Source organism: Ruegeria sp. AE4, from assembly GCF_056542185.1.
Genome location: NZ_JBQFZK010000001.1, coordinates 259,312 through 286,078, shown reverse-complemented (window position 1 = coordinate 286,078; position 26,767 = coordinate 259,312). Strand labels below are relative to the sequence as shown.

Annotated in this window: 30 protein-coding genes; 12 read left to right on the top strand and 18 right to left on the bottom strand. The window is 57.9% G+C overall.

Annotated elements, in window-relative coordinates:
• Positions 1-19: 19 nt before the first annotated feature.
• The 4 genes from ACR0EK_RS01485 to ACR0EK_RS01470 all read left to right on the top strand — a co-directional run bounded on the left by ACR0EK_RS01485 (position 20) and on the right by ACR0EK_RS01470 (position 4,024).
• Positions 20-613, top strand: coding sequence for a CvpA family protein (locus ACR0EK_RS01485; RefSeq protein WP_267364181.1), 594 nt, complete (start codon positions 20-22; stop codon positions 611-613).
• 653 nt (positions 614-1,266) lie between these two features.
• Complete coding sequence (gene purF / locus ACR0EK_RS01480) at positions 1,267-2,790, top strand: amidophosphoribosyltransferase (protein ID WP_267364182.1); 1,524 nt, start codon at positions 1,267-1,269, stop codon at positions 2,788-2,790.
• Positions 2,791-3,088: 298 nt separating this feature from the next.
• Positions 3,089-3,337: a hypothetical protein gene (locus ACR0EK_RS01475; RefSeq protein WP_209503732.1), complete on the top strand. Its 249-nt coding sequence runs from the start codon at positions 3,089-3,091 to the stop codon at positions 3,335-3,337.
• Positions 3,338-3,379: 42 nt separating this feature from the next.
• A complete protein-coding gene (locus ACR0EK_RS01470; protein ID WP_267364183.1) occupies positions 3,380-4,024 on the top strand; it encodes an SDR family NAD(P)-dependent oxidoreductase in 645 nt (214 codons plus the stop codon).
• Between the two features lie 60 nt (positions 4,025-4,084).
• On the opposite strand, the gene ACR0EK_RS01465 is transcribed toward ACR0EK_RS01470, so the two are convergent.
• The 4 genes from ACR0EK_RS01465 to ACR0EK_RS01450 form a co-directional block, all read right to left on the bottom strand.
• Positions 4,085-4,927 carry an ATP-binding protein gene (locus ACR0EK_RS01465; protein ID WP_267364184.1) on the bottom strand — a complete coding sequence of 281 codons (843 nt, stop codon included), beginning with the start codon at positions 4,925-4,927 and terminating at the stop codon, positions 4,085-4,087.
• A gap of 116 nt (positions 4,928-5,043) precedes the next feature.
• Positions 5,044-5,922: a twin-arginine translocase subunit TatC gene (gene tatC, locus ACR0EK_RS01460; protein ID WP_267364186.1), complete on the bottom strand. Its 879-nt coding sequence runs from the start codon at positions 5,920-5,922 to the stop codon at positions 5,044-5,046.
• Positions 5,919-6,377 (bottom strand): Sec-independent protein translocase protein TatB, encoded by a 459-nt coding sequence (tatB, locus tag ACR0EK_RS01455; protein WP_209503728.1) that lies wholly within the window; start codon positions 6,375-6,377, stop codon positions 5,919-5,921. Before tatB ends, tatC begins: the two co-directional genes overlap by 4 nt.
• A 6-nt stretch (positions 6,378-6,383) precedes the next feature.
• On the bottom strand, positions 6,384-6,599 hold the full coding sequence (locus ACR0EK_RS01450; protein WP_209503727.1) for a twin-arginine translocase TatA/TatE family subunit: 216 nt from the start codon (positions 6,597-6,599) through the stop codon (positions 6,384-6,386).
• Positions 6,600-6,821: 222 nt separating this feature from the next.
• Here ACR0EK_RS01450 and ACR0EK_RS01445 point away from each other — a divergent pair, with 222 nt between their 5' ends.
• Positions 6,822-7,127, top strand: coding sequence for a hypothetical protein (locus tag ACR0EK_RS01445; protein WP_267364188.1), 306 nt, complete (start codon positions 6,822-6,824; stop codon positions 7,125-7,127).
• Positions 7,128-7,148: 21 nt separating this feature from the next.
• Complete coding sequence (locus tag ACR0EK_RS01440) at positions 7,149-7,820, top strand: helix-turn-helix transcriptional regulator (protein WP_267364189.1); 672 nt, start codon at positions 7,149-7,151, stop codon at positions 7,818-7,820.
• Positions 7,821-7,882: 62 nt separating this feature from the next.
• Here the strand turns inward: ACR0EK_RS01440 and ACR0EK_RS01435 are convergent, their stop codons facing one another.
• The 8 genes from ACR0EK_RS01435 to ACR0EK_RS01400 form a co-directional block, all read right to left on the bottom strand.
• Positions 7,883-9,055 carry a peptidoglycan DD-metalloendopeptidase family protein gene (locus ACR0EK_RS01435; RefSeq protein ID WP_480564468.1) on the bottom strand — a complete coding sequence of 391 codons (1,173 nt, stop codon included), beginning with the start codon at positions 9,053-9,055 and terminating at the stop codon, positions 7,883-7,885.
• A gap of 62 nt (positions 9,056-9,117) precedes the next feature.
• Positions 9,118-9,768: a protein-L-isoaspartate(D-aspartate) O-methyltransferase gene (locus ACR0EK_RS01430; RefSeq protein WP_209503723.1), complete on the bottom strand. Its 651-nt coding sequence runs from the start codon at positions 9,766-9,768 to the stop codon at positions 9,118-9,120.
• Positions 9,765-10,547 carry a 5'/3'-nucleotidase SurE gene (gene surE / locus ACR0EK_RS01425; RefSeq protein WP_267364192.1) on the bottom strand — a complete coding sequence of 261 codons (783 nt, stop codon included), beginning with the start codon at positions 10,545-10,547 and terminating at the stop codon, positions 9,765-9,767. The genes ACR0EK_RS01430 and surE overlap by 4 nt, the downstream gene beginning before the upstream one ends.
• A 114-nt stretch (positions 10,548-10,661) precedes the next feature.
• Entirely contained in the window at positions 10,662-11,729 is a 1,068-nt protein-coding gene (locus tag ACR0EK_RS01420) for an ABC transporter ATP-binding protein (protein ID WP_480565252.1), read from the bottom strand.
• A gap of 107 nt (positions 11,730-11,836) precedes the next feature.
• Positions 11,837-12,886, bottom strand: a complete 1,050-nt coding sequence (locus ACR0EK_RS01415; RefSeq protein ID WP_480564465.1) for a methyltransferase domain-containing protein — start codon at positions 12,884-12,886, stop codon at positions 11,837-11,839.
• Between the two features lie 106 nt (positions 12,887-12,992).
• Positions 12,993-14,105: a hypothetical protein gene (locus ACR0EK_RS01410; protein ID WP_480564462.1), complete on the bottom strand. Its 1,113-nt coding sequence runs from the start codon at positions 14,103-14,105 to the stop codon at positions 12,993-12,995.
• Between the two features lie 2 nt (positions 14,106-14,107).
• A complete protein-coding gene (locus ACR0EK_RS01405) occupies positions 14,108-14,887 on the bottom strand; it encodes an SDR family oxidoreductase (protein WP_480485424.1) in 780 nt (259 codons plus the stop codon).
• Positions 14,888-14,959: 72 nt separating this feature from the next.
• A complete protein-coding gene (locus tag ACR0EK_RS01400; RefSeq protein WP_267366520.1) occupies positions 14,960-15,322 on the bottom strand; it encodes a nuclear transport factor 2 family protein in 363 nt (120 codons plus the stop codon).
• 109 nt (positions 15,323-15,431) lie between these two features.
• Between ACR0EK_RS01400 and ACR0EK_RS01395 the strand changes: the two genes are divergently transcribed.
• From ACR0EK_RS01395 to ACR0EK_RS01380, 4 genes are all read left to right on the top strand, one after another.
• The gene (locus ACR0EK_RS01395) at positions 15,432-17,036 is read left to right on the top strand and encodes a peptide chain release factor 3 (protein ID WP_267366522.1); all 1,605 of its coding nucleotides are present in this window, start codon (positions 15,432-15,434) and stop codon (positions 17,034-17,036) included.
• 49 nt (positions 17,037-17,085) lie between these two features.
• Positions 17,086-17,829, top strand: coding sequence for a hypothetical protein (locus ACR0EK_RS01390; RefSeq protein ID WP_480564459.1), 744 nt, complete (start codon positions 17,086-17,088; stop codon positions 17,827-17,829).
• Positions 17,826-18,755 carry a glycosyltransferase family 2 protein gene (locus ACR0EK_RS01385; RefSeq protein ID WP_480564456.1) on the top strand — a complete coding sequence of 310 codons (930 nt, stop codon included), beginning with the start codon at positions 17,826-17,828 and terminating at the stop codon, positions 18,753-18,755. Before ACR0EK_RS01390 ends, ACR0EK_RS01385 begins: the two co-directional genes overlap by 4 nt.
• A gap of 186 nt (positions 18,756-18,941) precedes the next feature.
• Positions 18,942-20,288 (top strand): DEAD/DEAH box helicase, encoded by a 1,347-nt coding sequence (locus ACR0EK_RS01380; RefSeq protein WP_480504903.1) that lies wholly within the window; start codon positions 18,942-18,944, stop codon positions 20,286-20,288.
• Here the strand turns inward: ACR0EK_RS01380 and ACR0EK_RS01375 are convergent.
• The 3 genes from ACR0EK_RS01375 to ACR0EK_RS01365 are packed head-to-tail and all read right to left on the bottom strand — an operon-like array spanning position 20,285 to position 22,307.
• Positions 20,285-21,187 carry an EamA family transporter gene (locus tag ACR0EK_RS01375; RefSeq protein WP_480504901.1) on the bottom strand — a complete coding sequence of 301 codons (903 nt, stop codon included), beginning with the start codon at positions 21,185-21,187 and terminating at the stop codon, positions 20,285-20,287. The genes ACR0EK_RS01380 and ACR0EK_RS01375 overlap by 4 nt on opposite strands.
• 21 nt (positions 21,188-21,208) lie before the next feature.
• Entirely contained in the window at positions 21,209-22,111 is a 903-nt protein-coding gene (locus tag ACR0EK_RS01370; RefSeq protein WP_480564453.1) for a fatty acid desaturase, read from the bottom strand.
• On the bottom strand, positions 22,104-22,307 hold the full coding sequence (locus ACR0EK_RS01365) for a DUF2061 domain-containing protein (protein WP_267366130.1): 204 nt from the start codon (positions 22,305-22,307) through the stop codon (positions 22,104-22,106). Before ACR0EK_RS01365 ends, ACR0EK_RS01370 begins: the two co-directional genes overlap by 8 nt.
• A gap of 105 nt (positions 22,308-22,412) precedes the next feature.
• Between ACR0EK_RS01365 and ACR0EK_RS01360 the strand changes: the two genes are divergently transcribed.
• Together ACR0EK_RS01360 and ACR0EK_RS01355 are read left to right on the top strand one after the other, a co-directional pair.
• On the top strand, positions 22,413-23,282 hold the full coding sequence (locus ACR0EK_RS01360) for a helix-turn-helix domain-containing protein (RefSeq protein ID WP_267366129.1): 870 nt from the start codon (positions 22,413-22,415) through the stop codon (positions 23,280-23,282).
• A gap of 79 nt (positions 23,283-23,361) precedes the next feature.
• The gene (locus ACR0EK_RS01355) at positions 23,362-23,544 is read left to right on the top strand and encodes a hypothetical protein (RefSeq protein WP_267366128.1); all 183 of its coding nucleotides are present in this window, start codon (positions 23,362-23,364) and stop codon (positions 23,542-23,544) included.
• A 1-nt stretch (position 23,545) separates the two neighbouring features.
• Here the strand turns inward: ACR0EK_RS01355 and ACR0EK_RS01350 are convergent, their stop codons facing one another.
• The 3 genes from ACR0EK_RS01350 to bcoG form a co-directional block, all read right to left on the bottom strand.
• The gene (locus tag ACR0EK_RS01350; RefSeq protein WP_480504897.1) at positions 23,546-24,304 is read right to left on the bottom strand and encodes an SDR family oxidoreductase; all 759 of its coding nucleotides are present in this window, start codon (positions 24,302-24,304) and stop codon (positions 23,546-23,548) included.
• Complete coding sequence (locus ACR0EK_RS01345; protein ID WP_480565249.1) at positions 24,301-25,767, bottom strand: carnitine 3-dehydrogenase; 1,467 nt, start codon at positions 25,765-25,767, stop codon at positions 24,301-24,303. The genes ACR0EK_RS01350 and ACR0EK_RS01345 overlap by 4 nt, the downstream gene beginning before the upstream one ends.
• Positions 25,768-25,851: 84 nt before the next feature.
• On the bottom strand, positions 25,852-26,766 hold the full coding sequence (bcoG, locus tag ACR0EK_RS01340) for a 3-dehydrocarnitine:acetyl-CoA trimethylamine transferase BcoG (RefSeq protein WP_480564450.1): 915 nt from the start codon (positions 26,764-26,766) through the stop codon (positions 25,852-25,854).
• Position 26,767: the final 1 nt, after the last annotated feature.

Here is a 26,767-nt window from a genome sequence, read left to right as displayed (position 1 = left end):
AAAAGAACAGGCGAGGGCCATGGAAGGTTTTACAATAATCGACGGGGTGGTTGCCCTGATCATCGTGCTGTCAGGCTTGCTGGCCTATTCGCGCGGTTTTATGCGCGAAGTTCTGGCCATCGCGGGTTGGGTTGCGGCGGCCGTTCTGGCGTTCATCTTCGCCCCGCAGGCGGTACCTCTGGTCAAGGAAATCCCGGTCGTCGGAGATTTCCTGCGTGACAGCTGCGAACTGTCTGTGATCACCGGGTTTGCGGCAGTCTTTGCGGTGGCGCTGATCGTGGTCAGTATCTTCACACCGCTGTTTTCATCGCTGGTTCAGCGCTCGGCCCTTGGCGGCCTGGACCAGGCTCTGGGGCTGTTCTTCGGCATCGCTCGTGGCATTCTTCTGGTTGCGATCGCATTCTTCGTTTACGACACCGTCATGACCGGCCAGTCTTACACAATTGTTGATGAAAGCCGGTCGGCCAAGGTGTTTGAACAGTTCAGCGGCCAGATTGAGGAACAAAACCCCGAGGCAGCTCTGGGGTGGGTTACGACTCAGTATGAACAGCTGGTCGCCAGTTGCACGGCAGGAAACGCTGAACCGGCAACAACTGCGCCTTCCAACGGCTGATAGAGGCAGATCACCAATTCATGAAAGCCCGGCCCTGCCGGGCTTTTTTGTTGCAGATCAGACAAACCCCTCGCCACCGCACACGGTGCAGCGGATTGTTTTCAAGCCAAAGCATCCGTCACATCGACTGAAAATCGGTTTTCCAAAGATATCTCTGCTTTTGGCGATCTCACCCGCTCCGTTACAGATCTGGCACGACGCGCGCCCCAATCCTCGGCACCGATGGCACCGCTGCCTGATCCGTTCCTGGTTCTTGTGAGGAGGTTTATGCTGCCACATTCAGGTCCCCCCGAGGTGCTGAGTTTTAGCAGTTCATGTATGCAATCAAATGCATGACAGCACATATGTTTGCGCATGTCACCACCTTCGTTTTTCTTCGTCGACATACGCAAACTTGGCCTGCGGCATTTGGCTATTGTGATCCTTTGATGACAGCCACGCCATTAGGCATTATGTGGGGGCCAACCCGCCACGGAATCGGAGCCACCGATCTTGTCCTTTCTGTATGAATGCGCGCTGATCGCAGTGATGGTCGCCCTAACGGCGTCTTGTTCCTGTGTAGCAAACAGTTCCGCGCTGAAGATGCAGAAAGTCCGGTGCCGAACTGCGGCCAATCCTCGAATGAAATCGTCATAGAAGTTGGAGCCCCTTGAATGTGTGGGATTTTAGGAATCGCAAGCCGGACACATGATGTCTTTGCTGAGATCTATGACGGGCTGCTGATGTTGCAGCACCGGGGTCAGGATGCCTCGGGGATCGTGACTTACAACGGCGAATTCTTCCGGGAAAAGAAAGCCAATGGTCTGGTCAAGGACGTGTTCAACGCCCAGGATGCTGAAACCCTTTTGGGTCATATCGGCATGGGGCATGTTCGCTATCCAACGGCCGGATCACTCAGCGCGGCTGAAGCGCAACCTTTCTTCGTGAACGCACCCTACGGTATCTATCTTGTTCACAACGGCAACATCACCAACACAGCGGAACAGCGCGAGAAAGTGACCGGGAAATACAGCCGCCACCTGCGCACCACATCGGATTCGGAAATCCTGCTGAACGTGCTGGCCGACAAAGTGGCTGACGCCATCAAGGTGAACGGCAATTCGGACCCGATCCGAAACATCTTTGCCGGTGTGAAGATGACGATGGAGCGGGTTCAGGGCGCCTATTCAGTCATTTGTCTGGTGGCAGGTGTTGGCATGTTGGCGTTCCGCGACCCATTTGGCATTCGGCCCCTTTCGGTCGCAAAACGCAATGTCGACGGTCAGGGGGACGATTATGCCTTTGCTTCGGAAGACGTAGCCTTTGGCATCAACAGTTTTGAAAAGCTGCGCGATCTGCGCCCGGGCGAGGCCATCCTGATCGACCTGAAAGGCAACATGCACGAGTTTCAGGCGGTCGAAGGCAAGCTGACGCCCTGTATCTTCGAGTATGTGTATCTGGCACGTCCGGATTCACTGCTGGACGGTGTCTCGGTTTATAAAACCCAGATGCGCATGGGACAGACGCTGGCGAAACAAATTCAGGACTCGGGCCTGGAAATCGACCGGATCATTCCCGTACCCGACAGCGCCCGCCCCGTGGCACTGGAAGCGGCGAAAATCACCGGCATCCCCTATCGCGAGGGGTTGGTGAAGAACCGCTATGTCGGGCGTACCTTCATCATGCCGGGTCAGGCCGAGCGACAGAAATCCGTCCGCCGCAAGCTGAACGCCGTTCCGCTGGAATTCGAAGGCCACAGCGTTCTGTTGATCGACGATTCCATCGTGCGCGGCAACACCATCAAAAAGATCGTTCAGATGTGCCGCGACGCCGGGGCCAAGAAGGTTTATGTGGCCAGCGCCTCGCCGCCGGTCAAATACCCCAATGTCTATGGCATCGACATGCCGACCAAGGCCGAGCTGATCGCAAATGGCAAAGAGATCGAAGAGATCCGTGAAGAGCTGGGCGCTGATGCACTGTTCTATCAGCATCTGGAGGACCTGATCTGGGCGGCCCAGGAAGGCAACCCGGACATCCAGGGATTTGATTGTTCCTGCTTTGATGGCAATTACATTACAGGCAGCGTTAGCGCGGATTACCTGGACAGTCTGGAAAACAGCAGCCGTGTCAGCCAGAAACGCGCGGATATGCAGGTTCCGGGCGGGTCGTGGAATGCGGCTAAACTCGCCTCAGGCTGAATGACTCCGCCCACCGAGTGCACGTCCAGCTTCTGTTCAGACCGCGAATCAAACCGTTCGGCATGCAGAAAGGACAACCCTGTTCAGGGTGGCTCGCATCTATACTGTTCCACCGATGAGTGGAAATCTGCCACAACCCGGCGGCGATTCTTGCACGATCACAGGGACTAACAAAAAGGTCGCTACGTCGTGAATCGTGGAGTATGTGAAGGTCTTTTGCTTACCTGATCGTTTTGGTATCGGGCGGCAACCACTCACTCGAAATAAGGGGTTCGGAACTCATGCCGGGCCACGGACCATGTCAAACACCAATGTCAAAAGCGCGGCCACACAGCAGGGCGCGTTAAACAAGAACTCTGTTTCTGTTCTGGGGGTGTTCGGGCCCAAAACCGAACTGCACGCCTTGGTACGCCTGTCATCGGGCCGCGTGAAAGAGGTTGAACCCGGAAGCCGTGTCGCCTCGGGTACGGTGATAGCAATCGACGAACAGGGCATCATGCTGCGACAAAGCGGCCAGACCAAGCGGATCGCCATTCCCGGAAGCTAATCGCGACTTGACGCCCCTCGCGCAGGGGTTCAAACCGCAGCCATGACCGATCAGACAAAAATCGCCCTTATCACCGGGGCCTCTCGCGGGTTGGGCGCTGCGCTGGCCGAAGCGCTGGCACCTGAATACCATATCGTCGCCGTCGCCCGGACCACCGGCGGGCTGGAAGAGCTGGACGATCGTATCAAGGCGAAGGGCGGGTCAGCCACTCTGGCCCCCATGGACATCACCGATCCAAACGCCATGGCGACCCTGTGTCGTGGCATCCATGACCGTTGGGGCAAGGTTGACCTGTGGATGCACACAGCCATCCACACATCAGCACTGACGCCAGTGCATTTTGTTGACCCCAAGGAATGGGCCAAGGCGATCAACACAAATGCAAACGCGACCTCGGTTCTGATCCCCTATGTCTCACCCCTTCTGGGCGAGAGTGGCCATGCGGTGTTTTTTGACGATCCGAAAGCTGGCGAGAAGTTTTATGGCATCTACGGTGCCACCAAGGCCGCGCAGATGGCTCTGGCCCGCAGTTGGGCCGTCGAAACCGAACGCACCGGTCCTCGGGTTTCGGTTGTCGAACCCGCGCCGATGCCCACGGCCGTCCGTGCGCGTTTTCATCCCGGGGAAGACCGGAGCGTGTTGAACAGCACCAAGGATGAAGCTGCGCGGATTCTGGCACTGCTTTAGGAAATGGCCCTGACGGGCCATGCCTCTGGCGGGGATATTTGCAGCCAGGTGAAGCCTGGATCAGGCGATATGCACGCCGTTGCGCCCAGCCAGATCGACGAAGAATTGCCAGGCGACACGGCCAGAGCGCGACCCGCGCGTGGCTTGCCACTCAATTGCCTCGGCGCGCAAGATCTCTGCATCAACAGAAACGCCATAGGCGGCGCAATAGCGGTCGATCATCGCAAGATACTCGTCCTGATCACAGGGATGGAACCCAAGCCACAGGCCGAAGCGATCCGACAGCGAGACTTTTTCTTCGACCGCCTCGGAAGGATTGATGGCGCTGGAGCGTTCGTTTTCGATCATATCCCGCGGCATCAGATGGCGACGGTTTGAAGTGGCATAGAAGACCACATTCTCTGGCCTGCCTTCAATACCACCATCCAGAACAGCCTTGAGAGATTTGTAGTGCTGGTCATCGTGGCTGAACGACAGGTCATCGCAAAACAGTATGAACCTGTAGGGCGCTGCGCGCAGATGGTTCAGCAACCGCGCCACCGTTCCCATATCCTCGCGCTGCAATTCGACCAGTTTAAGGTCGGCATAATCAGCGCTCAGAGAGCCATGCACGGCCTTTACAAGGCTGGACTTTCCCATCCCCCGCGCCCCCCAGAGCAGCGCGTTATTTGCCTTGTACCCTGCTGCAAACCGGCGCGTATTGTCCATCAACGTGTCGCGAGAGCGATTGATGCCGACCAGGAGATCCAGATCGACCCGGTTGACATGTGTAACAGGTTCCAGTCGATCCGGTTCGACATGCCACACAAATGCCGGAGCAACGGCAAAATCAGGCGCCGCCAAAGGAGCCGGTGCCATGCGTTCCAACGCCTCGGCGATACGGTTCAGGGCTTGGTCGTCCATATGGGCCTCCGGTTTTGTCTTGAGGGGTTCAAAGCACGTTCCAATTGGCACAACAAGAGTTTCAAAAGAAAAAGGCGCGCCCACGGATGCGCGCCCGTTTATTTTCGTCGGCAGGTTTACTTGTCGTCTTCGAATTCCTGCATCAGGTCATCATCCGCTTCCGCTTCATCATCGTAATAACCGTCAGCGCGCAACTGGTCCTCGCGTTTTTTTTCTACTCGCGCGACCAGGAAGATCGAAATCTCGTACAGACCGTAGACCACCACAAACAGAATGATTTGTGTGATGACATCCGGTGGTGTGACGACTGCGGCCAGAACCAGAATGCCGACCACCGCATATTTACGAACAGCGCCCAGCCCCTCGGCACTGACCAGTCCTGCCTTCCCCATGAGAGTCAGGAGAACCGGCAGTTGGAAACATAACCCAAAGGCCACGATGAACTTGATCGTCAGGTTCAGATACTCCTGGGCTGAGCCCTGGAACACCACACTCAGCGGTGCCGCATTGACCCCATCGGCCACGGCTTCACCCTCAGCCCCGAATTGCTGGAACCCGAGAAAAAAGTCATAGGCCAGAGGCGTGACGACGTAGAAGGCAAAGCTTGCGCCCAGGAGAAACATAAAGGGCGAAGCCAGCATGAAAGGCAGGAACGCGTTTTTCTCGGACTTGTAGAGGCCCGGTGCTACAAAGCGCCACATCTGCATCCCGATATAGGGAAATGCCAGAATGAACCCACCCAATAAGGAAACCTTGATCGCAACAAAGAACCCTTCCTGTGGCGAGATGAAGATCAGGCCACAATCCTGCCCGCGCTCAGCCAGAACGTCACACAGGGGATTGGTCAGGAAATTGAAGATCGGCGTCGCCACTGAAAAACAGATGATCATACCGACCAGAAACGCCACAACGCTATGGATCAGCCGTGTGCGCAGTTCGGCCAGATGTTCGATCAACGGGGCCGAAGAATCGTCAATCTCGTCGGTTTTGCTCATGTCTTGCTTTCAGTGTTCAGCGCGGCTTCGGCCTCTTCTGCCTTGGCCAGTGCATCGGCTGCTTCCTTGGCCTTGCGCTCGGCGGTGGCACGGGCGGCTGATGCCTGTACCTTTTTGGCCTGCTCGGCCCGCTCGGCCGCCAGTTTACCCGTTTCGCTTTCAGGGTCGAACTTTGTAGGATCGATGCTTTTCGCCATCTCCTGCGCGGCTTGCTTGACACCGTCCATGGCCGATCCCACAGGGTTCACGGCAGCGTTGAGACCTTTCTTGATCTCATTCACCCCGGCCTGATCGGCGGCCTCGTTCATGGCGCTGCTGAACTCGCGCGCCATTCCGCGTGCCTTGCCGACAAAACGTCCGACATTGCGGAACAGCACCGGCAGGTCCTTTGGCCCCACAACGATCAGGGCAACGATGCCGATGACCAGAAGCTCGGTCCAGCCCAGATCAAACATCCGCGCTTACGCCTTGTCTTTCTCGGTTTCAGGTGTGACGTCCTTGGCCAGCTCAGAAGCGTCCTTTTCCAGCTCTTCCGAACCGTCCTTGACACCCTTCTTGAACGCGGTAATGCCTTTGCCAACTTCGCCCATGAGCGAACTGATCTTGCCGCGCCCGAACAGAACCAGAACCACAACGGCGATCAGCAGCAGGCCAGGAAGGCCGATATTGTTGAGCATGTCTTCTCTCCTATTTCGTCGGCACGTTTGCGCGCCGGGAACATCAACTGACTCAGTCTTTACGCCTCGATCGCTGGTCTCAAAAGGCATCTGCTACGGGTTGCGGGTAAAAATTTTGGAAAACGCGAGGAATCTAAAGGGTCGCAATTTTCAACTGACAGGTTTATGTCAGTTGCTATCCGTTAGGGATTTGGCATCGAAACAAGGTCAATGGAGATTTAAATGACCCACGTTGCTGAAATCGTCACCTTCACCCTGGCCAATGGCACCACACCGGAAGAGTTCGTGAAACTCAGTCAGGCCTCTGAGGCCTTTGTGCGCAGCGCGCCGGGCTTCGCCCATCGGCAGCTTAGCCAGGGCGAAGATGGTCGCTGGACCGATTATGTTGTCTGGACCGATTTGAAAGCGGCAGAGGACGCCGCTGCGCAGTTTCCGCAACAGGAATGTGCGGCAGGCATGATGGCGGTCATCAATCCCGATAGTATCCAGATGCGTCACGAGAAAGTCCTATGGAACATGACTGCCTAAACGCAGTCAGAACGGCGTGTCATGCGCCGCACTGACCGCCTGTTCGATATCATCCAGATCCTGCGCGATGGCAAACTGCACCGCGCGCAAGACATTGCGGACCGGCTTGAGGTGTCGGTCCGCACCATCTATCGCGACATGGATACGCTTGTTGCTTCGGGCGTTCCAGTCGAGGGAGAGCGCGGTGTCGGCTACATGGTGCGCGAGCAGATCACCCTGCCCCCGTTGAACCTGACCACAGCCGAGCTTGAGGCGCTGAATCTTGGCATGGCCATCGTGGCTGAGGCCGCGGATACTGACCTGAAGGCTGCCGCACAATCGCTTGCCGACAAGATCGACGCTGTTTTGCCAACGCAGGTCGTGGCCGAGGCGGACAGCTGGAAATTCGCGGTCTACCCGTTTGCCGATGCCGCAAGGGGCCTTGCCCATATGGCACCGATCCGCGCAGCCATCAAATCACGTCAGAAACTTCACCTGTCTTATCGCCGCATCGACGGCGTTTTGACTGAACGCACCATCCGCCCGCTCCATATGGAATACTGGGGGAGGGTCTGGACCCTTACCGCCTGGTGTGAGCTGCGCAACGGATTTCGTGTTTTTCGAATCGACCTGATCGAAGCTGTTTCACCCCTTCCGGAGATCTTCGCCGACGAACCTGGAAAGCGCCTGAGCGACTATGACCCGTACGTCTGACAGGCTTCATCTTTTCAGAAATACTCTCGCCGAAGGCATGGCCCGGTACGGGCCATCTAGTCTCACTTCAGATAAGGTTCCGGGTCTACGGACTCGAATCCTTTGCGGACTTCGAAATGCACATAGGCATTGTCGCCGCCCCGCAGTTGAGCCAGCTTCTGACCACGGCGTACCTTATCGCCTTTCTTGACGGTGATCTTGTCGACATTTGCATAGACAGTCAGAAGATCGTTGTTGTGCTTGACCACAATGATCGGCACCTGATCCGCGTCCGCTGTGATCGCCGCGACAGTACCAGCCTCGGCTGCTGTGACCGACGTACCCGGCGCGGCAGCGATGTCGATGCCCTCATTCTTGCCCTTGTCATAGCCGCGAATGATAGTGCCGCCAACCGGCAGGGACAGCGCGGAAGTGCGCGTATTGGTTGGCGCTTCGGCGGTCACGTCGGGGGCCTCGGCCAAAGGCGCAACTTTTTCGTCCGGCAAGGGCTGCGTAGCGCTGGGTGGCGTCGGCGTCGGAGAACCCTGCCCCGGTTCCGTCACTTCCGTGGCGGGAACGGGCGCGGCACTAGCCGCATTTTGCCGGGGCGCTGACTGGTTCTTGACCGGAATCAACAAGTACTGACCTTCACGCACGGTAAAATCTGATCCCAGCCCGTTCCACTCCGCCAGCGATTCAACCGGCACCTGGTAGAGGCGCGAAATCGTATAGGCCGTCTCACCCCGCTTGACCTTATGCCTGACCGGCTCCGGTCCTGTTGAAATCGGCGCAGGCGTTGTTGCCGGTTTCGCGGGTTCCAGTGTTGTGGTCTGAACCGAACCCGACGCCGGCACCTGGTCAATTGCAGACCCGGCAACCGACGCGATGTCCACGCCGCTGCCAGCACCAACAGTGCGTGGCAATGCAAGAACCTCACCCTCTCTCAGCGTGTCCGTTGTCTGCAGGCCGTTGAAGCGCGAAAGCTCGCCCTCGGGCAGGCCAACCCGCGCGGCCACGTCCCGCACCGTATCGCCGCGGCGGGCCACGACCACCTGGTAATTCGGATAGGTAATGACGCCCCGGTTGTCCGGTGTCGGGCGGGATGCCGTCGCGGATTGCGCTGCATTGGTGGTCGAAAATCCACCGATCTGCCCGCGAAGGTCATAATCCAGAGGCCCCTCGCACCCGGCCAGAATGGCCAGAGCGGCCACCCCGGTCGCACAGCGGTGCATTGCTGATTTGGATACTGCTCTCATAATTCTGTCCTCAACGCCTGCCCCTGTTGCCCGGAGTTCCGGCGACCAATTCTTTAAGCCTATTACGCCTCGTCCTTTCCAAGCCCCTCCAGAAGGGGCACGAAACGGACAGACGTTAATTCGTCATAGTCCAGACCATCTTCGGTGCGCGTCACTTTGATCAGCTGCTGCACCGCGTCCGACTGGCCTACGGGTAGAACCATAATACCCCCGATTTTCAGCTGCGCCAAGAGCGGGCCCGGAGGATCCTCGGCTGCGGCTGTGACAATGATCCGGTCAAAAGGGGCTTGTTCCGGCAGGCCAAATGACCCATCCGACAACATCGACGTGATATTCGTCAGGCCTAGGTCGGCAAACAGCTTGCTTGTTTCGCTCACCAACCGCCTGTGGCGTTCCACTGTGTAGACCCGGCGGGCCAGTTTAGACAGGATCGCTGCCTGATAACCTGAACCTGTCCCAATCTCGAGCACCGTGTCCCGAGGCCTCACGTTCAGGGCCTGCGTCATCAGGCCAACGACCGAGGGTTGACTGATCGTCTGACCGCAGGAAATCGGCAGCGGCATGTCCTCGTAAGCACGCCCTGCAAACAGGCCCGTGACAAAGCGACCGCGGTCCACCTGCTCCATCGCAGCCAGCACGCGCGCATCCGTGACCCCCCGTTTGCGCAGGGCAAACAGGAATTGCATTACGGTTTCAGGGTCCAGTCCGCTCATTCGACCGCCTTCAATGCCTCCAGCATGTCATGTGCAGTCAGGTCAGCGCGCATCGGCGTGACCGAGATATAGCCTTCCAGATTAACAGCCGCATCCGTTCCGGGTGCGGTCGGATTGTGCTGATAGCCGCCCTTGATCCACAGGAACCGCCGCCCTGAAGGCGAGCTGTGCGGTTCGACCGAAAAACGCGTATCGCGCCGAAACCCCTGCGCCGCAATCCGCGTGCCCAGAACATCGTCTGCCGGAACCGGTGGGAAATTCACATTGTAGAACAGCCGGTAATCACCCTGTTCTGCCGGAGTTGCGTCCAGAATCCGGCGCACCAGATCTGCACCATACCGGGCGGCTGCCTCAAACGGGTCGTCAAGGCCCAGGTTGCGAGGGCCAAAGTATTGCGACAGGGCAATCGCTGGGACGCCCTGCAATGCCGCTTCCATCGCGCCGCCGATCGTACCGGAATACAACGTGTTTTCGGCCGAGTTATTACCCCTGTTCACGCCGGACAGAACCAGATCGGGAGGGGTATCCAACATGACATCGTGAAGCCCTGCCAATACACAATCGGCAGGCGATCCTTCGGCTGCGAAGCGCCGCTCTCCCAGCTTGGCGACCATCATCGGGTGGGTATAGCTGATGCAATGCCCGACCCCGGACTGTTCAAACGCGGGCGCGACCACCCAGACCTCTCCATCCGGTCCGGCCAGCTCAGCTGCAATCGCCTCAAGCGTGATCAAGCCCGGCGCATTGATCCCGTCGTCATTGGTCAGAAGAATTCGCATGTGCCCGATTTACCCCCGCGTTTGGCTCTTGATAGACCCGGGCCTGCGTTGCGGCAAGCGACGTGGCCCCGCAATCTGAGGATTTCGCGCACCACTTGGGCGGAAAACGAAGGATCAGCGCCTGGTCTCGGGAAAAACGAAACATCTGTCGCGGCGGATGGTCAGCCACATCACCCGGCCCTGGTTGGGGACAAACACGTTTGGAACCGTCGCCCTCAGGATCGAACCATCATAGTCCATGCGGAACTCCACCAGGCTTTCATTGCCCAGAAATCGCGCACGTTCAACGACACCACGGGCTGCCACACCATCTGTTGGTGTCGGCAATGGCCCCTTGCCGTTGCGGTCAAAGTCCAGCTTGATGTGCTGAGGGCGAAAAACGATCTCGACATCCGTACCATTCGGAATGCCCGGCGCCAGGAACTGACCAAAGGGCGTGTCCGCCAATGCGCCATTCACTTGCGCCCGCAAAACGTTGACATCACTGAAAAACGCCACCGCTGCCTTGTCTGCGGGACGCGTATAGACGTTATAGGGAGCGCCCTGTTGCACGATCTTGCCACGCCGCATCAGGGCGATCTCGTCGGCCATGCGCATCGCTTCTTCAGGCTCGTGCGTGACCAGCAGTACGGCGGCATCTTCTTCCTTGAGAATGGCCAGCGTTTCGTCACGGATACCATCACGCAAACGGTTGTCGAGACCCGAAAACGGCTCGTCCATCAGCATGATGCGGGGGCGCGGCGCCAGGGCACGCGCCAACGCCACGCGTTGTTGCTCGCCACCTGATAGTTGATGCGGAAAACCATCGATGAACCGCATCAGGTCGACCTTCTGCAACAACTCCTCGACCCGGGCGCGTTTTTCGTCCTTGTTGCCCTTAAGGCCGAAGGCTACGTTTTTGGCCACGCTCAGATGTGGGAACAGTGCAAAGTCCTGAAACATCAGTCCGATCTCGCGCCGTTCCGGAGGCACCCGGAACACGGTGTCGCAGATCAGCTTGCCATCAACATAAATCTCACCCGAGTCCTGCATCTCGACACCGGCGATCATGCGCAACGTGGTGGATTTCCCGCAGCCCGACGGCCCCAGCAGACAAGTCACCTTGCCTGCCTGAACGGTCAGCGAAACATCATCCACAACAACCCGCCCCTCAAACCGACGGATAATGTTGCGAATTTCCAGACGCGGTGGAATTGCGTTACCTGTCACCGATGGACCCCGTTGCCTTTCCCGATCAAATCCATCGGGCTTGAGCGGGGATAGCAACCCCGCCCCTCAGGTGCAAGGGATCAGCAACACCCGCCAGAAGCGACAGATGCACCCGTGGCCTCAAACGGGCTTTCGCCACCACAGCCTTCGAAAATGCCATAATGGGTCGAAAAATCGCCGAAAAAGTCAAAGTGACGGTCAAATCGCGTGTCTTTCAGCATCATCCAGGTGTTGCCGCAGACCGGAAACACCTTGCCGGATTCGATAACGTGATGGTCATCCAGAACAAATTCATGCGGTGCGTTCGGCACGGTTCCCTTGTAGATCACGGCTTGCCCATAATCTTCACAAGCCGGTTCCAATGCGGGCAGTTTGAACAGTCGGTATGTCGCGGACAGGAACTTCAACGGCGCAACACGCTCTTCCAATACCGGATTTTCGATCGTCAGCGGACGGTGCGTCACACGGCGCGGGTCGCCGAAACCGGCCGTTCGAGCCATTGACAGGAAATCATTCCAATAAAGCGCGCCGGACAGGCACTCGCCATAAAGTACTTCGTCTTCGGCCATCGTCTGCGGAATACGGCGGTCTGCATAGACATCCGAGAAATACATCTCTCCGCCCTTTTTCAACAACCGATGCGCGCCGCGCAGAACCGCATTCTTATCCGTGGCCAGGTTGATCACGCAGTTCGAGACGATGATATCGAACGATCCGGGTTCCAGATCAAGCTCATCCAGTTTTTCGATATAGCCGTGATGGAACTCCACATTGCTGCGGGCATATCCAAATGCTTGGGCGTGATACTCCTGATGCGCGCGGGCGACGTCCAATTGTTCGGACGTCATGTCGACCCCCACCACCCGGCCCGTCTCGCCGACCATGGCGGACAAGGCATATACATCCCGCCCGGCCCCACACCCCAGATCAAGGATCGACATGCCTTCCAGATCAAGTGGGGCAATCAGACCGCAACCATAGTAGCGTGTCAGTACGTCGTCATGAATCTTTGAAAGGATCTTTTTGACATGACCGGGCATGTCGTCAGGCGTGCAGCATGCATTGGTCTGCAAGTCAGCACTGCTTTGCAGGACTTCACCATAATAGTTCTGCACCGATTCATGTTTCATCGCGCTTTTCCCTCGCAAATGGTCATGTCCGAGCTAAAGCAGCCGCCGGGTGTTCGCAATCCGGCGAAGGCGCTTTTGACGAAAGCGTGAGTGGTCCTGCGCGGTATTACCCAAGCAGGTCGAAGTCCACGCCCGCGCGAATTTTGCCATTCACCTGAACCTCAAGCCGGTGTGCGCCGGGAACCAACTTGAATGTTGTGGCGTCGCCCTTCAACTTGTGGCGTTTTTCCAACGTCAGTTTCCCGTTCTTCAAAGCCGCCTGCTTCAACTTGTGCACCTTGGCTGAGATTTTCCCGCCAGGTCTTTGAAAATGAATGACATAGTCAACCAGAACTGGCAGATCTCCAAACCCGTTCAAAGTGACCGAAAAGGCCAGAGCGTCCCCAATCCGAGCTTCGGAGGTCAGGTTGACTGCGACCTCGATTTCCGCTTCCGGGTCATAGCCTAACATCTTCATCGCTTCAGGATGCCCCGCTTTCACAAGCCCGCGCAGGGTGTGTGACGTCATCCAGTCCAGCTCGTCCTGATTCTGATGACCCTGGCTGCGCCACGCCGTCAGGCGATCCAATACCAGATCCGGGTCTTTCTTGGTGATGTCATTCAGGTGATTGGATACGGACCGGGTGACATACCGCGTCGAATCCATGTGCAAATTGTCCAGCAACGGCAGCGGGTCCTGCAAACCCAATGCGACCGCCTGCCCCCATGGCAATCGGGGGCGCGTCCCCTCGCTGACCAACCTGCGCACGTGGTAACTGTCATGAGAGCACCAATCCTGCATCCGCCGCAACACCCGGTCCGGGTCATGGTTCAGGAACGGTCGGATCGCCCATTCCATGGAAAACCTCTGTGTCAGTTCCTCCATCACGTCCAAAGCCAGATCAACATGCTCAAGGCCTATGGCCGCTACCCACTCACCGACCGGCGCAAAGATGAAATCGCCAAAATCGTCATCCGTTTTCGTCGGGTCCAAAGGCGCAGGCAAGGCGCGCAGGATCGTCGGGGCAACAGCAGGCAAGTCACCGGGCACCGCCTGTTGCAGACAAGTGGCGATCCAGATGATCCGATCCTTCAGCTCTAGATCCAGCAATCGCGACATGACCGCAGATCGGAATGCCGGGGCATCAAATTCTGCATGAGACTCGGAAAACAAACCACTGAGATAATTTACTTTCTCAGCGTTGAACATCTGATCTTTCAACGAAAACCCTTGCGCCATGGTCACATCGTCAAATTGGTTGCGCCGCCATCCAGCAGAATGTTCTGACCAACGATGAACCCCGCATGTTGAGAGCACAGGAACGCGCAGGCTGCCCCGAATTCCTGCCGCGTTCCATAGCGTCGCGCGGGAATGGTTGCCGAACGGTTTGCGCGTGCGTCTTCGATCGAGATGCCTTGCTGTGAAGCCACACCGCTGTCCAGCGCATCTGCACGATCCGTCGCGTGAATGCCGGGCAGCAGGTTGTTGATGGTCACGCCATGCGGTGCAACCTGGCGTGAAGTTCCCGCGACATATCCGGTCAAACCCGTGCGGGCTGCATTCGAAAGCCCCAGCACCGCAATTGGCGCGCGCACAGATTGCGAGGTGACGTTCACAACCCGGCCCCAACCTTTGTCCATCATTCCGGGAAGCAGCGCCTTCATGAACGCAATGGGGGTCAACATATTGGCATCCAGCGCCTTGATGAAATCATCACGCCCCCAATCCGACCATAAACCCGGCGGCGGGCCGCCGGCATTTGTCACAAGAATATCAACGCCCTGCGCTGCTTCGATCACCTGCGCCTGCCCTTCCGCAGTCGTCACGTCACACGCGACTGTTTGTACCTCGACACCTTGCTCTGACCTGAGGCGTGCTGCCTCGCTCTCCAAAGCGTCCGAACCACGCGCATTCATCACAAGATTTACGCCAGCCTCAGCCAAAGCCTCGGCACAGCCCAAACCCAGCCCTTTGCTGCTGGCACAGACCAGCGCGCGCTTTCCTTTTAGTCCAAGGTCCATCGGATCCTCCCTGTCAGTCATTGCCGCATGTCTAGCATCGGCCAGACAGGGAAGACCAGAAACGGCTTGGGATCAGTAGAAGAACTCTTCGCGTACGATCTTGCCATCTGCGACGTGATAGACACCCACTTCACGCATATCAAAGGCTTCGCCGGTTTCCTTTACCTTACCCTGCACTTCGAAAATCACCGCAAAGCGGTCCTCGCCGTGCACAAACGGGTCGCTGACCGAAGCGCCAGAAACCTCGTGGGCTCCTTCCCACCATTCATGTTTGCCACGGATCGCGTCACGCCCCTGTATTTCGCGCCCCATACCTGAGTAATCGACCGCTTCAACAGAAACTGCGTCCGACGCATACAATTTCTCAAGATTTTCCTTGGCGCGGTCCTCACGGCAGCCAGCCACCAATTCATTGGCAATCTCTTTCAAATCCATTGGTCTTCTCCACAATTTGTTCACTATATGTTCTTATAACCACAAGCCTGTGATTCGAACCACCCCCTTTGTCTTGCTTCGGCAGGATTCCCCGCCTATACGCGCGGTCATGCTTGATACCTCGAACCAACCTGCCCTGCCGCCCGAGATTGCCCGTCGCCGGACATTCGCCATCATCTCGCACCCGGATGCGGGCAAGACGACGCTGACTGAAAAGTTCCTGCTTTACGGGGGCGCCATTCAGATGGCTGGTCAGGTGCGCGCCAAGGGCGAGGCCCGGCGGACACGCTCGGACTTCATGCAGATGGAGAAGGATCGCGGAATCTCGGTTTCCGCATCGGCCATGTCGTTCGACTATGGCAATTTCCGGTTCAACCTTGTTGACACGCCCGGCCACAGCGATTTCTCGGAAGATACCTACCGCACGCTGACGGCCGTGGATGCGGCCGTGATGGTGATCGACGGCGCGAAGGGTGTCGAAAGCCAGACGCAAAAGCTGTTCGAGGTCTGCCGCCTGCGTGATCTGCCGATTCTGACCTTCTGTAACAAGATGGACCGCGAAAGCCGCGATACGTTCGAGATCATCGACGAAATTCAAGAGATGCTGGCCATCGACGTCACCCCCGCCGCATGGCCAATTGGCGTAGGTCGTGATTTCATCGGCTGCTACGACATGCTGCGCGACCGGCTGGAGCTGATGGACCGCGCCGACCGCAACAAGGTGGCAGAAAGCATCGAGATTAACGGGCTTGATGACCCGAAACTGTCGGAACATATTCCTGCGCACCTGCTGGAAAAGCTGCTGGAAGAGGTTGAGATGGCGCGCGAGTTGCTGCCCGCGCTGAACCCGCAGGCGGTGCTTGAAGGGCATATGACACCGATCTGGTTCGGCTCGGCCATCAACTCGTTCGGCGTCAAGGAACTGATGGAAGGCATCGGCGCTTATGGCCCACAGCCGCAGGTTCAGTCCGCCGAACCCCGCCAGATATCGCCGGATGAAAAGAAGGTCGCGGGCTTTGTTTTCAAGGTGCAGGCCAATATGGACCCCAAGCACCGCGACAGGGTGGCCTTTGTCCGCATGGCATCAGGCCATTTCAAACGCGGCATGAAACTGACCCATGTGCGGTCAAAGAAACCGATGGCGATTTCAAACCCAGTGCTGTTTCTGGCATCTGACCGGGAACTGGCAGAAGAGGCCTGGGCCGGTGACATCATCGGCATTCCCAACCACGGCCAGTTGCGCATTGGTGACACGCTGACCGAGGGTGAGGCGCTGCGCGTCACCGGCATCCCCTCTTTCGCGCCGGAACTGCTGCAAGGCGTCCGTGCGGGTGATCCGATGAAGGCCAAGCATCTGGAGAAAGCCCTGATGCAGTTCGCCGAGGAAGGCGCGGCCAAGGTGTTCAAACCTTCGATCGGGTCAGGCTTTATCGTGGGTGTCGTCGGCGCGTTGCAATTCGAAGTGCTCGCCAGCCGGATCGAGATGGAATACGGCCTGCCCGTGCGTTTCGAGGCGTCTCAGTTCACCTCGGCCCGCTGGGTCAGCGGTGACAAGGCCGAGGTCGAAAAGTTTGTGAATGCAAACAAGCAGCACATCGCGCACGACCATGACGGCGACATTGTCTATCTGACCCGGCTGCAATGGGACATCGACCGGGTGGTTCGGGACTATCCCGCCCTGAACCTGACCGCCACCAAAGAGATGATGGTGTGATCCAACTCACTGATTGCACAGCCGAGTCTGCCTGTGCAATTCTGCGCGCATGAGCAAGGATGAACTGACTTTCCCCGGCGGTCTGCCCGACATGCTGGACAGGTATGAAAACCGGCGCAGCCCGTTTCAGTTCGGCACCACCTCGTTGCCTGACCTTGACATTGACCTTATTGAACTGGCCGGTCGCACATTGCCCGAAAGCGCGACTGTGCCCCCGCCGAAGCCTAATACAAGCTGGGATCGCAAGCGTGCTCAGATTGCGCGGGAATTTGTCGGAAATTCGGAACTTGCCTTCCTGAATGCCCAGTTGATCTCGAACCTGCGAAAGCGGTCCTTCCCGCGCCACGCCCCGCTTCTGTTTTGCCGCCTTTGGGACGAACAGTCTGACCACCTTTTGTCCACGCTTGACCTGCGATGGCTGGTCTCGTCGGTTCAGACCTTTGCGGACCACGGCCAAACTGCAACCCAGCGCGAGGTTGGTCATGCGTTGCGCATGTTGTTCGGCATGATGAAGCTTTATGAGTTCGAGAGGCGCTTTTCCGGGCTGATCCCGGAAACACCGTTTCAGTATCAAAAATTGAATCGCGTGCCACTGCCCTATCAGATGAAAGGGTTTTCCCTTGGAAGCGGTGGGTTGGACGTCAATCTGATTGCTCCGGTCTGGACCAAGGCCCTAAGCGACACCACCATCGCGCCGCTGGTCGATCACTTGATGACCGAGCTCAACAGAGATCCCGGCGGTGTCTTTCGCCGCCTGAAACTCATGCGCGAAGCACGCGCGCAGCGCACATGACCACATGGGGTGTCGTGTCGATGGTCAGGGGCCCGACCGAAGATGTCCTTCGGTTCGTGGCCCATCACATCGATCTGGGCGCCGAGACCATCTATATCTATCTGGATGAGCCAAACCCGCGCACGTTCGAGGCGCTGAAGGCACATCCCAGTGTTTGCGTACAGGTTTGCGATGATGCCTATTGGCAAAAGCTAAAACGCACACGACCGGACAAGCACCAGGTTCGCCAATCGGTCAACGCCACCTATGCCTATCGTGAAACGCACCTGGATTGGCTGGCCCATATCGATGTTGACGAGTTTCTGTGGTCGCCGACCCCAATCTCGGATGTGTTGCGCGATATCGGGGACAAGGTTCACGCCGCCCGGGTCCGCCCAATCGAGGCGCTGGCAGGCGGCGAAGACCTGTACAAGGCGCATGTTCCACAAAGCCCGGCCCGAACACAGCTGATTGAGATGCTTTATCCCAACTATGGGGCTTTCGTCCTTGGCGGGTTCCTCAGCCATGTACAGGGCAAGTTGTTTGCGCGCACGGGATTGAAACGTCTGAGTTTTCGTATCCACAACCTGTTTCAGAACGGGAAATTGCTGCCGTGTAAATACGAACTTGCGCAGGTCGATCTATGCCACCGCCACGCGCCGGACTGGGATCACTGGATTGCACATTATCCGTTCCGCTTGGATCGCGGCTCGTATCAGGCTGGCATGGCCCCGAATGCCCCGCGCGAGATGGGGGGGCTGAACAAGAATGAATTGCTCAGCTGGATTGAAAGCGAACACGGCGAGGACGGGCTGCGCGCGTTCTTCAACGAGATGAGCGGCGCTGACCCAGAAGTCCGCGCCCGGCTGGAGCAGAAAGGGCTGATCCGCCACCGCGTGTTGAATCTGGACGGGAAATTGGCGAAACACTTTCCCGGAAGTTGCTGAATTGTTGCGCAAAACTCGAACCTGTCTCGATGAAACCCTGATGTAGCGGTCTTCATTTGACCCCGACCAACGTTTTTGTTATGTCCGCGTCCAAGCCGAAATGTCGCATCACGCGCATGGCCATCCGGGCCCGGCACATCTTATACGCGCGGGCCAGGTCAAGTGTCCGCATTCAACCGGACTTACATGACAAAGTTTAACGAACTGAACCTGAACCCGAAGGTCCTCAAAGCCATTGAGGAAGCCGGATACGAAACCCCAACTCCGATCCAGGCAGGTGCGATTCCGCCCGCATTGGAAGGTCGCGATGTTTTGGGCATAGCCCAGACAGGCACGGGAAAAACCGCCAGCTTTACGCTGCCGATGATCACGCTGCTGGCCCGTGGCCGGGCGCGTGCCCGTATGCCACGTTCGTTGGTTTTGTGCCCGACGCGGGAACTGGCCGCTCAGGTGGCCGAGAATTTCGACACCTATACCAAACACCTGAAACTGACCAAAGCGCTGTTGATCGGTGGTGTCAGCTTCAAAGAGCAAGAAGCCCTGATTGACCGTGGCGTCGACGTTCTGATCGCCACGCCGGGCCGTCTGCTGGATCATTTCGAGCGCGGCAAACTGTTGCTGACCGGTGTTCAGATCATGGTGGTGGATGAGGCGGACCGGATGCTGGATATGGGGTTCATCCCCGATATCGAGCGCATCTTCTCACTGACACCATTCACCCGGCAGACCCTGTTCTTCTCGGCGACAATGGCATCCGAGATCGAGCGGATCACCGATACGTTCCTGTCGGCCCCTGCCCGGATCGAAGTGGCCCGGCAGGCCACCGCATCCGAAACCATTGAACAGAGCGTCGTCATGTTCAAAGGTGGGCGCCGTGACCGCGAGGCCAGCAACAAGCGCGGCCTTCTGCGCGCGCTGATCGATGCCGAAGGTGACAAATGCACCAACGCGATCATCTTCTGCAACCGCAAGACAGATGTGGATATCTGCGCCAAGTCGCTGAAGAAATACGGTTACGACGCCGCCGCCATCCATGGCGATCTGGACCAGTCGCAGCGGATGAAAACATTGGATGGATTCCGTGACGGGTCCTTGCGCCTGCTGGTCGCCTCAGACGTGGCGGCACGCGGTCTGGATGTTCCGGCTGTCAGCCATGTGTTCAACTTCGACGTCCCCAGCCACCCCGAGGATTATGTGCACCGCATTGGCCGCACCGGTCGCGCCGGGCGCGAAGGCAAGGCCATCACAATCTGCTCGGGACGCGACGAAAAAGCACTGGTTGCGATCGAAAAGCTGATCCAGAAAGACATCCCGCGCATAGACAACCCGGTTCAGGAAGAGCCCAAGCCCGAACAGCCGAAGCCCGAGAAAAAGGCCAAGGCCCCCGAAAGCATGAAAGAAGGTAAAAAATATCGCGAGCCGAAGGGGCACAGTCGTGGGCGCAAGGAAGGCACCGGCCAGGTCGTCGTGGGCATGGGAGATCACCTGCCCAGCTTCATCGCGCTTAGCTTTGACGAACGTCGCGCCAGCTAGATTGCCAGCACAAGCGCTAAAATCGAGAACCCAAGCAACATCATCCCGGCGATCTCGCGCCGGGTGATCGTTTCTCGGAAGAATAGGATCGAAGCCATGAGGCTAAAGATCAGCTCAACCTGCCCCAGCGCTTTTACATAAGCCGCATTCTGCAAGGTGAAGGCCCAGAACCAGCAAAACGAGCCACCGAGGCTGGTCAGGCCGACAAATACCCCGGTCTTTCGCGTTTGCCAGACTGCGCGCAGTTCGGCCCGGTCCCGCCACAGCAGCCATATCCCCATGCTGGCGAACTGGAATGTCACCACTGCGGCCAGTGTTACCAGCGCTCGGAACCACGCATCGATATCGCCCAGTTGCAGTGAAGCCCCACGATAGCTGACGGCGGAAAACGCAAACAAAACACCTGATCCAAGCCCCAATTGCGAAGCCCGATTGGTCAGATGGCGCCACCAGGGTCCGTCCCCTCCGGGTGTTTTTGACAACAAAAGAACAGCCATCAACCCCAACAGGATCGCGAACAATGCGCCCCGCGACACACTGTCCCCCAAGACCAAAAAACCAACAATCGCGGTCTGGATCACCTCGGTTTTCTTGAAGGTAATTCCAACGGCAAAATTGCGTTGTTTGAACAACGCCACCACGCAAATCGTTGCAAGGATTTGCGCTGTCCCTCCGATGACCGCGTAAAGCCAGAACAAACTGCCAAGCCGAGGCATGCTCGCCCCGGTTATCTGCAACGCAACATATAGCCCGATAACCGCCAACGGCATGGAATAGGCAAACCGCGCAAAAGTTGCACCTGCAGCAGATAGTTTCACGCTTGCCAGAGATTTTTGCAGCATGAAACGCACAGTCTGAAAACTGGCGGCGGCGATGGTGACGGGGATCCAGAGACTCATGCCACCCGTTGTGTCGTCAATTCAAGGCTTTGGCCAGAGGGGATGTGGCACAGGGTCTTTTGCGCGAACGAAATACTGCCGGAATATCTGTGCATAGGACCGGTAAACATAGGCTTCGTTGCAAGCCAAGTACCTGTCCTTTCCGTCGCGGTACAATGCAGGCAAGCGATACCACGGAGCCGCCGGATTCATGTGATGAACGACGTGTAGGTTATTGTTTAAAAACAAAAACGCCAGAGGCCCGTGATCTTCGACAATCACCGTGCGGGCGCGGGATTTTTCATGTGCACGATGCTCCAGAAACGTGCGGATCTTCAAAAGCGACAGCCCCATATAGGCCGCGACCAGATAGGCCCAAACCGGCATGGCCGATTGCGCAGCTACCCACAGAACCACCGCCGCGCCGGGAAGGTGCACAGCCCATGCCAGCAGGATCGCCCTGTCCCCGCGTATCAACCCACGCCATTCGTCAAACATAAACAGACCCTGACCAAGGACGGGCCCCAGTACCATCCGCCCCAACAGCGTGTTGTTCAGGCTCAGGATCATCTGCGCCAGCCGCGGCAATCCCGACCAGATATGCGGATCCAGATAATTCGATTCCGGGTCGTCATAAGGGTCCGTCAGGGTGGCATCCTGATGATGCGCCAGATGCAGGTCCCGAAAGCGGTTATACGGAATTGCCAATGTCAACGGCAGTGCCATCAACGCCTCGTTCAGCCATTTGGCACGAAATGGGTGCCCGTGCAGGGCCTCATGCGTCAGTGACGAATGCAAAGCCGCAACAACACCCAGAGCAGGGATAGCCAACCACAAGGATGTGTTTGCCAGCCAGAACAGACCGGCAAGCCACGCAGCATAACACAAGACTATCAGGAAAAACGTGCCCCATTCGGGCGATTTGGGTGTCGTGGGGTCAGCCATTTCGGCCCCACGAAATGTTCGCCCAAATTCTTTCGTAAATCACGTACATCGTCAGGCCGATGGCCGTGTTCACCAGCGCCAGCGCCCCTCCTACAGCGGCCGAGCCTGTTGCCAACAGGCCCACCATTGTCATGATCGCCAACCCCATCGCATTCCAAACGATTGCTTTCACGACTGATCTTCGCCGCGTTTCCATTCCGAACCCCGTTTTTTTCTTACTCAAAGCGTTACATCCGGACCCCGGCATTGAAAATTCTGAATATGATTAACAAAACTAATCAAATGTGATAAAAATCACGGCATGCAGGAAAATATCGACAAGCGCGACCGTGCCGCGCAATTTCGTCTCCGCCTCGCCCGCGCGATGGAAGAGCGCCATGTCAGCCAAAGTGCCCTTGCGCGCAATATTGGCGTTGACCGCTCGACCGTTTCCCAATTGCTGACAGATCATGGCGCGCGGTTGCCCAACGCACATGTTGTTGGCGGATGTGCAGCGGCGCTCGGCGTTTCGGCCGACTGGTTGCTGAGCCTATCTGACAGGCCGGAAAGCGCGGCTGAGCTTCTGGCTAGCTCGCTGACCTTTACCGAGGCCCCACGCGCCCTTGTCGATGAACGTATCTTCGAGTGGCATCAGGAGGCCGCCGGGTACAAAATCCGCTATGTCCCGGCCACCCTGCCCGACATGCTCAAGACGCGTTCGATACTGGAATGGGAATACGCCCCGCATCTGGGCCGGACCGCTGACCAAGCCATCGGCGCGTCGGCGGATCGTCTGGCATGGATGCGTAGCGCCCAGTCAGACTATGAGATCGCCATGCCGTTATTCGAAATCGAAAGCTTTGCAAGCGCCACTGGGTATTATCAGGGTCTCAGCCCCGAGGTTCGGCTGGAACAGATCGATCACCTGTTGGCGCTGTGCGAACAGCTCTATCCGCGGATGCGTATCTATCTGTTTGACGCAAAACGGCTTTATTCCGCACCCGTAACGATTTTCGGCCCGCTGCTTTGTGTATTTTACGCAGGAAGTCACTATATGGCCTTCCGCGACCGGGATCGGATCGAGACATTCTCACGCCATTTCGACACACTAGTACGCGAGGCCGACGTGGCCGCCCGGGACTTTCCAAACCACCTGCGTCGCCTCAGAACGGCGGTTTCCCGCGACTGGTGATGCAGCGCCATCCAACCTGTGCTATTCTACTTTGGCGCGAACCATAAGGCATTCCGAACACAGACGGAGGAGCACAGGAATGGACGCAATTCAAACCGCTCAATACGCACGTGCACTTTTTGCCGCCCATGGAGACCAAGCCGAGGCCGAAGCCGCGCAAAAAATGCGCGACTGCGAAGCTGCCGGAAACCGGCAAGAAGCCCAGGACTGGCAGGCAGTCCGTCAGACCATCCGCCAGATCCGTGGTCCAAACCAGGGCTGAGTTACAATTTCGGGTCCGGGTTGACCGTGTGGCCATCCACCGCGATCACCTGTCCTGAAACCAGACGTGCCGCATCTGAGGCAAGGAAGACTGCCATATTGGCGACATCCTGCGCTTCGACGAAGCGCCCCATTGAGGTGCCCGAGGCATAGCCCCGATAGACCTCGTCACGGGTCATGCCCTTGGCTGCGGCCTCGCGGGTCAGGACGCCCTCCATCCGAGGGCCTTCAACTGCGCCTGGACAAATGGCATTGGCACGGATGCCATAGGGCCCCAGCTCCATCGCCAGTGTTTTCATCAACCCGATGACCGCCCATTTTGCCGACGCATAGGGCGCCCGGAACGGGTAGCCATACTGCCCGGCTGTCGACGAGGTCAGAATGATGCTGCCCGCCCGCGCCGTTTTCATCAGCGGCGCTGCATATTTTGCCGCCAGAAAAGCACCGTCCAGATTGACCGCGACACAAGCACGCCACGCGTCCAGATCAATATCCTCAATGGCATTTGTCGGGCCGGCAATACCGGCATTGGCGCAGAGCACATCCAACCCGCCTGTCGAACGGACGGCGTCAAATACCGCGCGCATGTCAGCCTCGTCCGCAACATCGGCTCGGTGCCCGGTCCAATGTTCGGGCAAAGTATCCAACGCCGCCTGATCGATATCAGTAACCCGGACGTCATAGCCAACCGCGTCAAACGCCTCGGCCATGGCCCGGCCGACGCCTGACGCGCCAGCCGTCACCAGAACACGGCGCGTCATGAAGGCTTCCTGATCGCTGCGCCTGCGCCCTCGGGATAAGGCAATCCGGCCTGAGCCTCTGCAACCCGCGCCATAGCCGCTTCGATTTCAGCGGATGGCGCGCTCGGGCGGCGGGTTTCCAGGCTGACATGCAGCAGAAAACTTTCACCCGTGGCCAGCAGCTTGTCGCCCTCATACATGCTGTGGAACACATGCAGCTTCTTGCCCTGCCCCAACAGCATCTGCGTGCGCACGTCGATTTTTGCACCGGCATGAGCTTCATCCACATAGCGAATGTGGTTCTCCGCTGTGAAATAGCTGCCGCCCGAGGCGATGTAATCCGCATCGCATCCGATGATTTCCATGAACCGATCGGTGGCGGCGGCAAAGGCCTCCAGATATTTCGCTTCGTTCATGTGGCCGTTGTAATCCGTCCAGTCCAGCGGAACAGCCCGCGACAGGGTCAGGATGGGCTGGCTCAGATCCGCCTGATCCAGCGTCGGCAGCGCACCGGGTTTCAACCGTGCGTCATGTTGGTTCAGCACCGCACCCGCGCCGTAATTCTGCGCCTTGAGGGCCCGCATCATGCCAACAAGATTGTTGTCGCGAATACGCTCCAGCTCTCGGATCGAATGCATCCCGGATTGTGCGTCAGATTGACTGGCGATCAAATCGACCAGTTCGTCAGTGAACTCGGGAACATCCATCAGCTTGGTCCACGGCCATTTCAAGGCAGGTCCGAACTGCGCCATGAAATGCCGCATCCCCGCCTCGCCACCGGCCACGCGGTAGGTTTCGAACAGACCCATCTGCGCCCAGCGGATGCCGAAACCCATACGGATGGCCTCGTCAATCTCTTCGGTCGTCGCAATGCCATCCTTGACCAGCCAAAGCGCCTCGCGCCAGACAGCTTCCAGGAACCGGTCGGCAATATGCGCATCGATCTCTTTCTTGACGTGTAGCGGGAAAAACCCAAGCGATTTCAACAGGTCCTGGGCCTGTTTGATCATCTCGGCCGGGTTCTTGTCCGTTGGTACAAGCTCGATCAAAGGCAGCAGGTAAACCGGGTTGAAGGGGTGAGTCACCACGATCTGCTCGGGGCGCAGCGCTCCGTCCTGAAGTTCGGACGGCTTGAACCCACTGGTCGAGGATCCGATGACCGCGCCCGGATCGCAAGCCTCCTGCAAGCCTTTGTAAACCTTCAGTTTCAAATCCAGACGTTCCGGCACACTCTCCTGTATCCAACGCGCACCCTTAACCGCTTCGGCCATGTCGCTGTGAAAGCTCAGCACACCCTCGGCTGGCAACGGAACGTCACTCAGCCCCGGCAAGGACCGTCTTGCGTTGTCCAGCACCTCGCCAATCTTGCGTTCCGCCTCGGGGTCAGGGTCAAACACCCGCACATCCCAGCCATTGAGCAGGAACCGCGCGGCCCATCCACCACCGATAACTCCGCCCCCAATAATTGCTGCCGTTTTCATGATTTCCCACCTACTGGCTGCGCATGTTTCATCTTTTTAGAAATATTCCGGGGGCTTGGGGGCTGGCCCCCAAAACCCGCGTGTCCATTATTTTGCAACAGGTGCCTGCTTGGTCAGCCCCAGCTTCGCACGGACTTCGTCAGGGCCGATCACGCGCGCGCCCATATTCTCGATGATGGATCCCGCACGTTCCACCAGTTGCCAGTTCTCGGCCATTACGCCCTTGTCCAGCCAAAGGTTGTCCTCAAGCCCCACGCGCACATTGCCGCCCGCGAGAACCGAAGCCGCGACAAACGGCATCTCGTTCCGTCCCAGTGAAAACGCGCTGAAGGTCCAGTCTTCCGGCACGTTGTTTACCATCGCCATAAAGGTATTCAGATCATCCGGCGCACCCCACGGTACCCCCATGCACAGCTGGACCAAAGCGTTTGGTGCCAGAATCCCTTCCTTCACCAGTTGCTTTGCAAACCACAGGTGGCCAGTGTCAAAGGCTTCGATCTCGGGCTTGACACCCAGATCGGTCATCATCTTGCCCATGGCGCGCAATGCCCCGGGCGTATTCGTCATAACATAATCTGCCTCAGCAAAGTTCATTGTGCCGCAGTCCAGGGTGCAAATTTCGGGCAAACATTCTGCAATATGCGCCACGCGTTCCGATGCTCCGACCATGTCCGTGCCCGCGGCCACTGGAAACGGGTTTTCAACACCGCCGAACACGATATCGCCGCCCATCCCGGCCGTCAGATTCAATACGACGTCCACATCAGCGTCGCGGATGCGGTCCGTTACCTCGCGATACAGATCCAGCCGGCGGCTTGGCACGCCGGTCTCAGGGTCACGCACGTGGCAGTGAACCACTGCCGCCCCGGCCTTGGCGGCGGCAATCGCGCTGTCGGCGATCTGCCGCGGTGACCGCGGCACATGCGGGCTGCGGTCCTGCGTCCCGCCCGAGCCGGTTACGGCACAGGTAATGAAGACTTCGCGGTTCATTTCCAGAGGCATG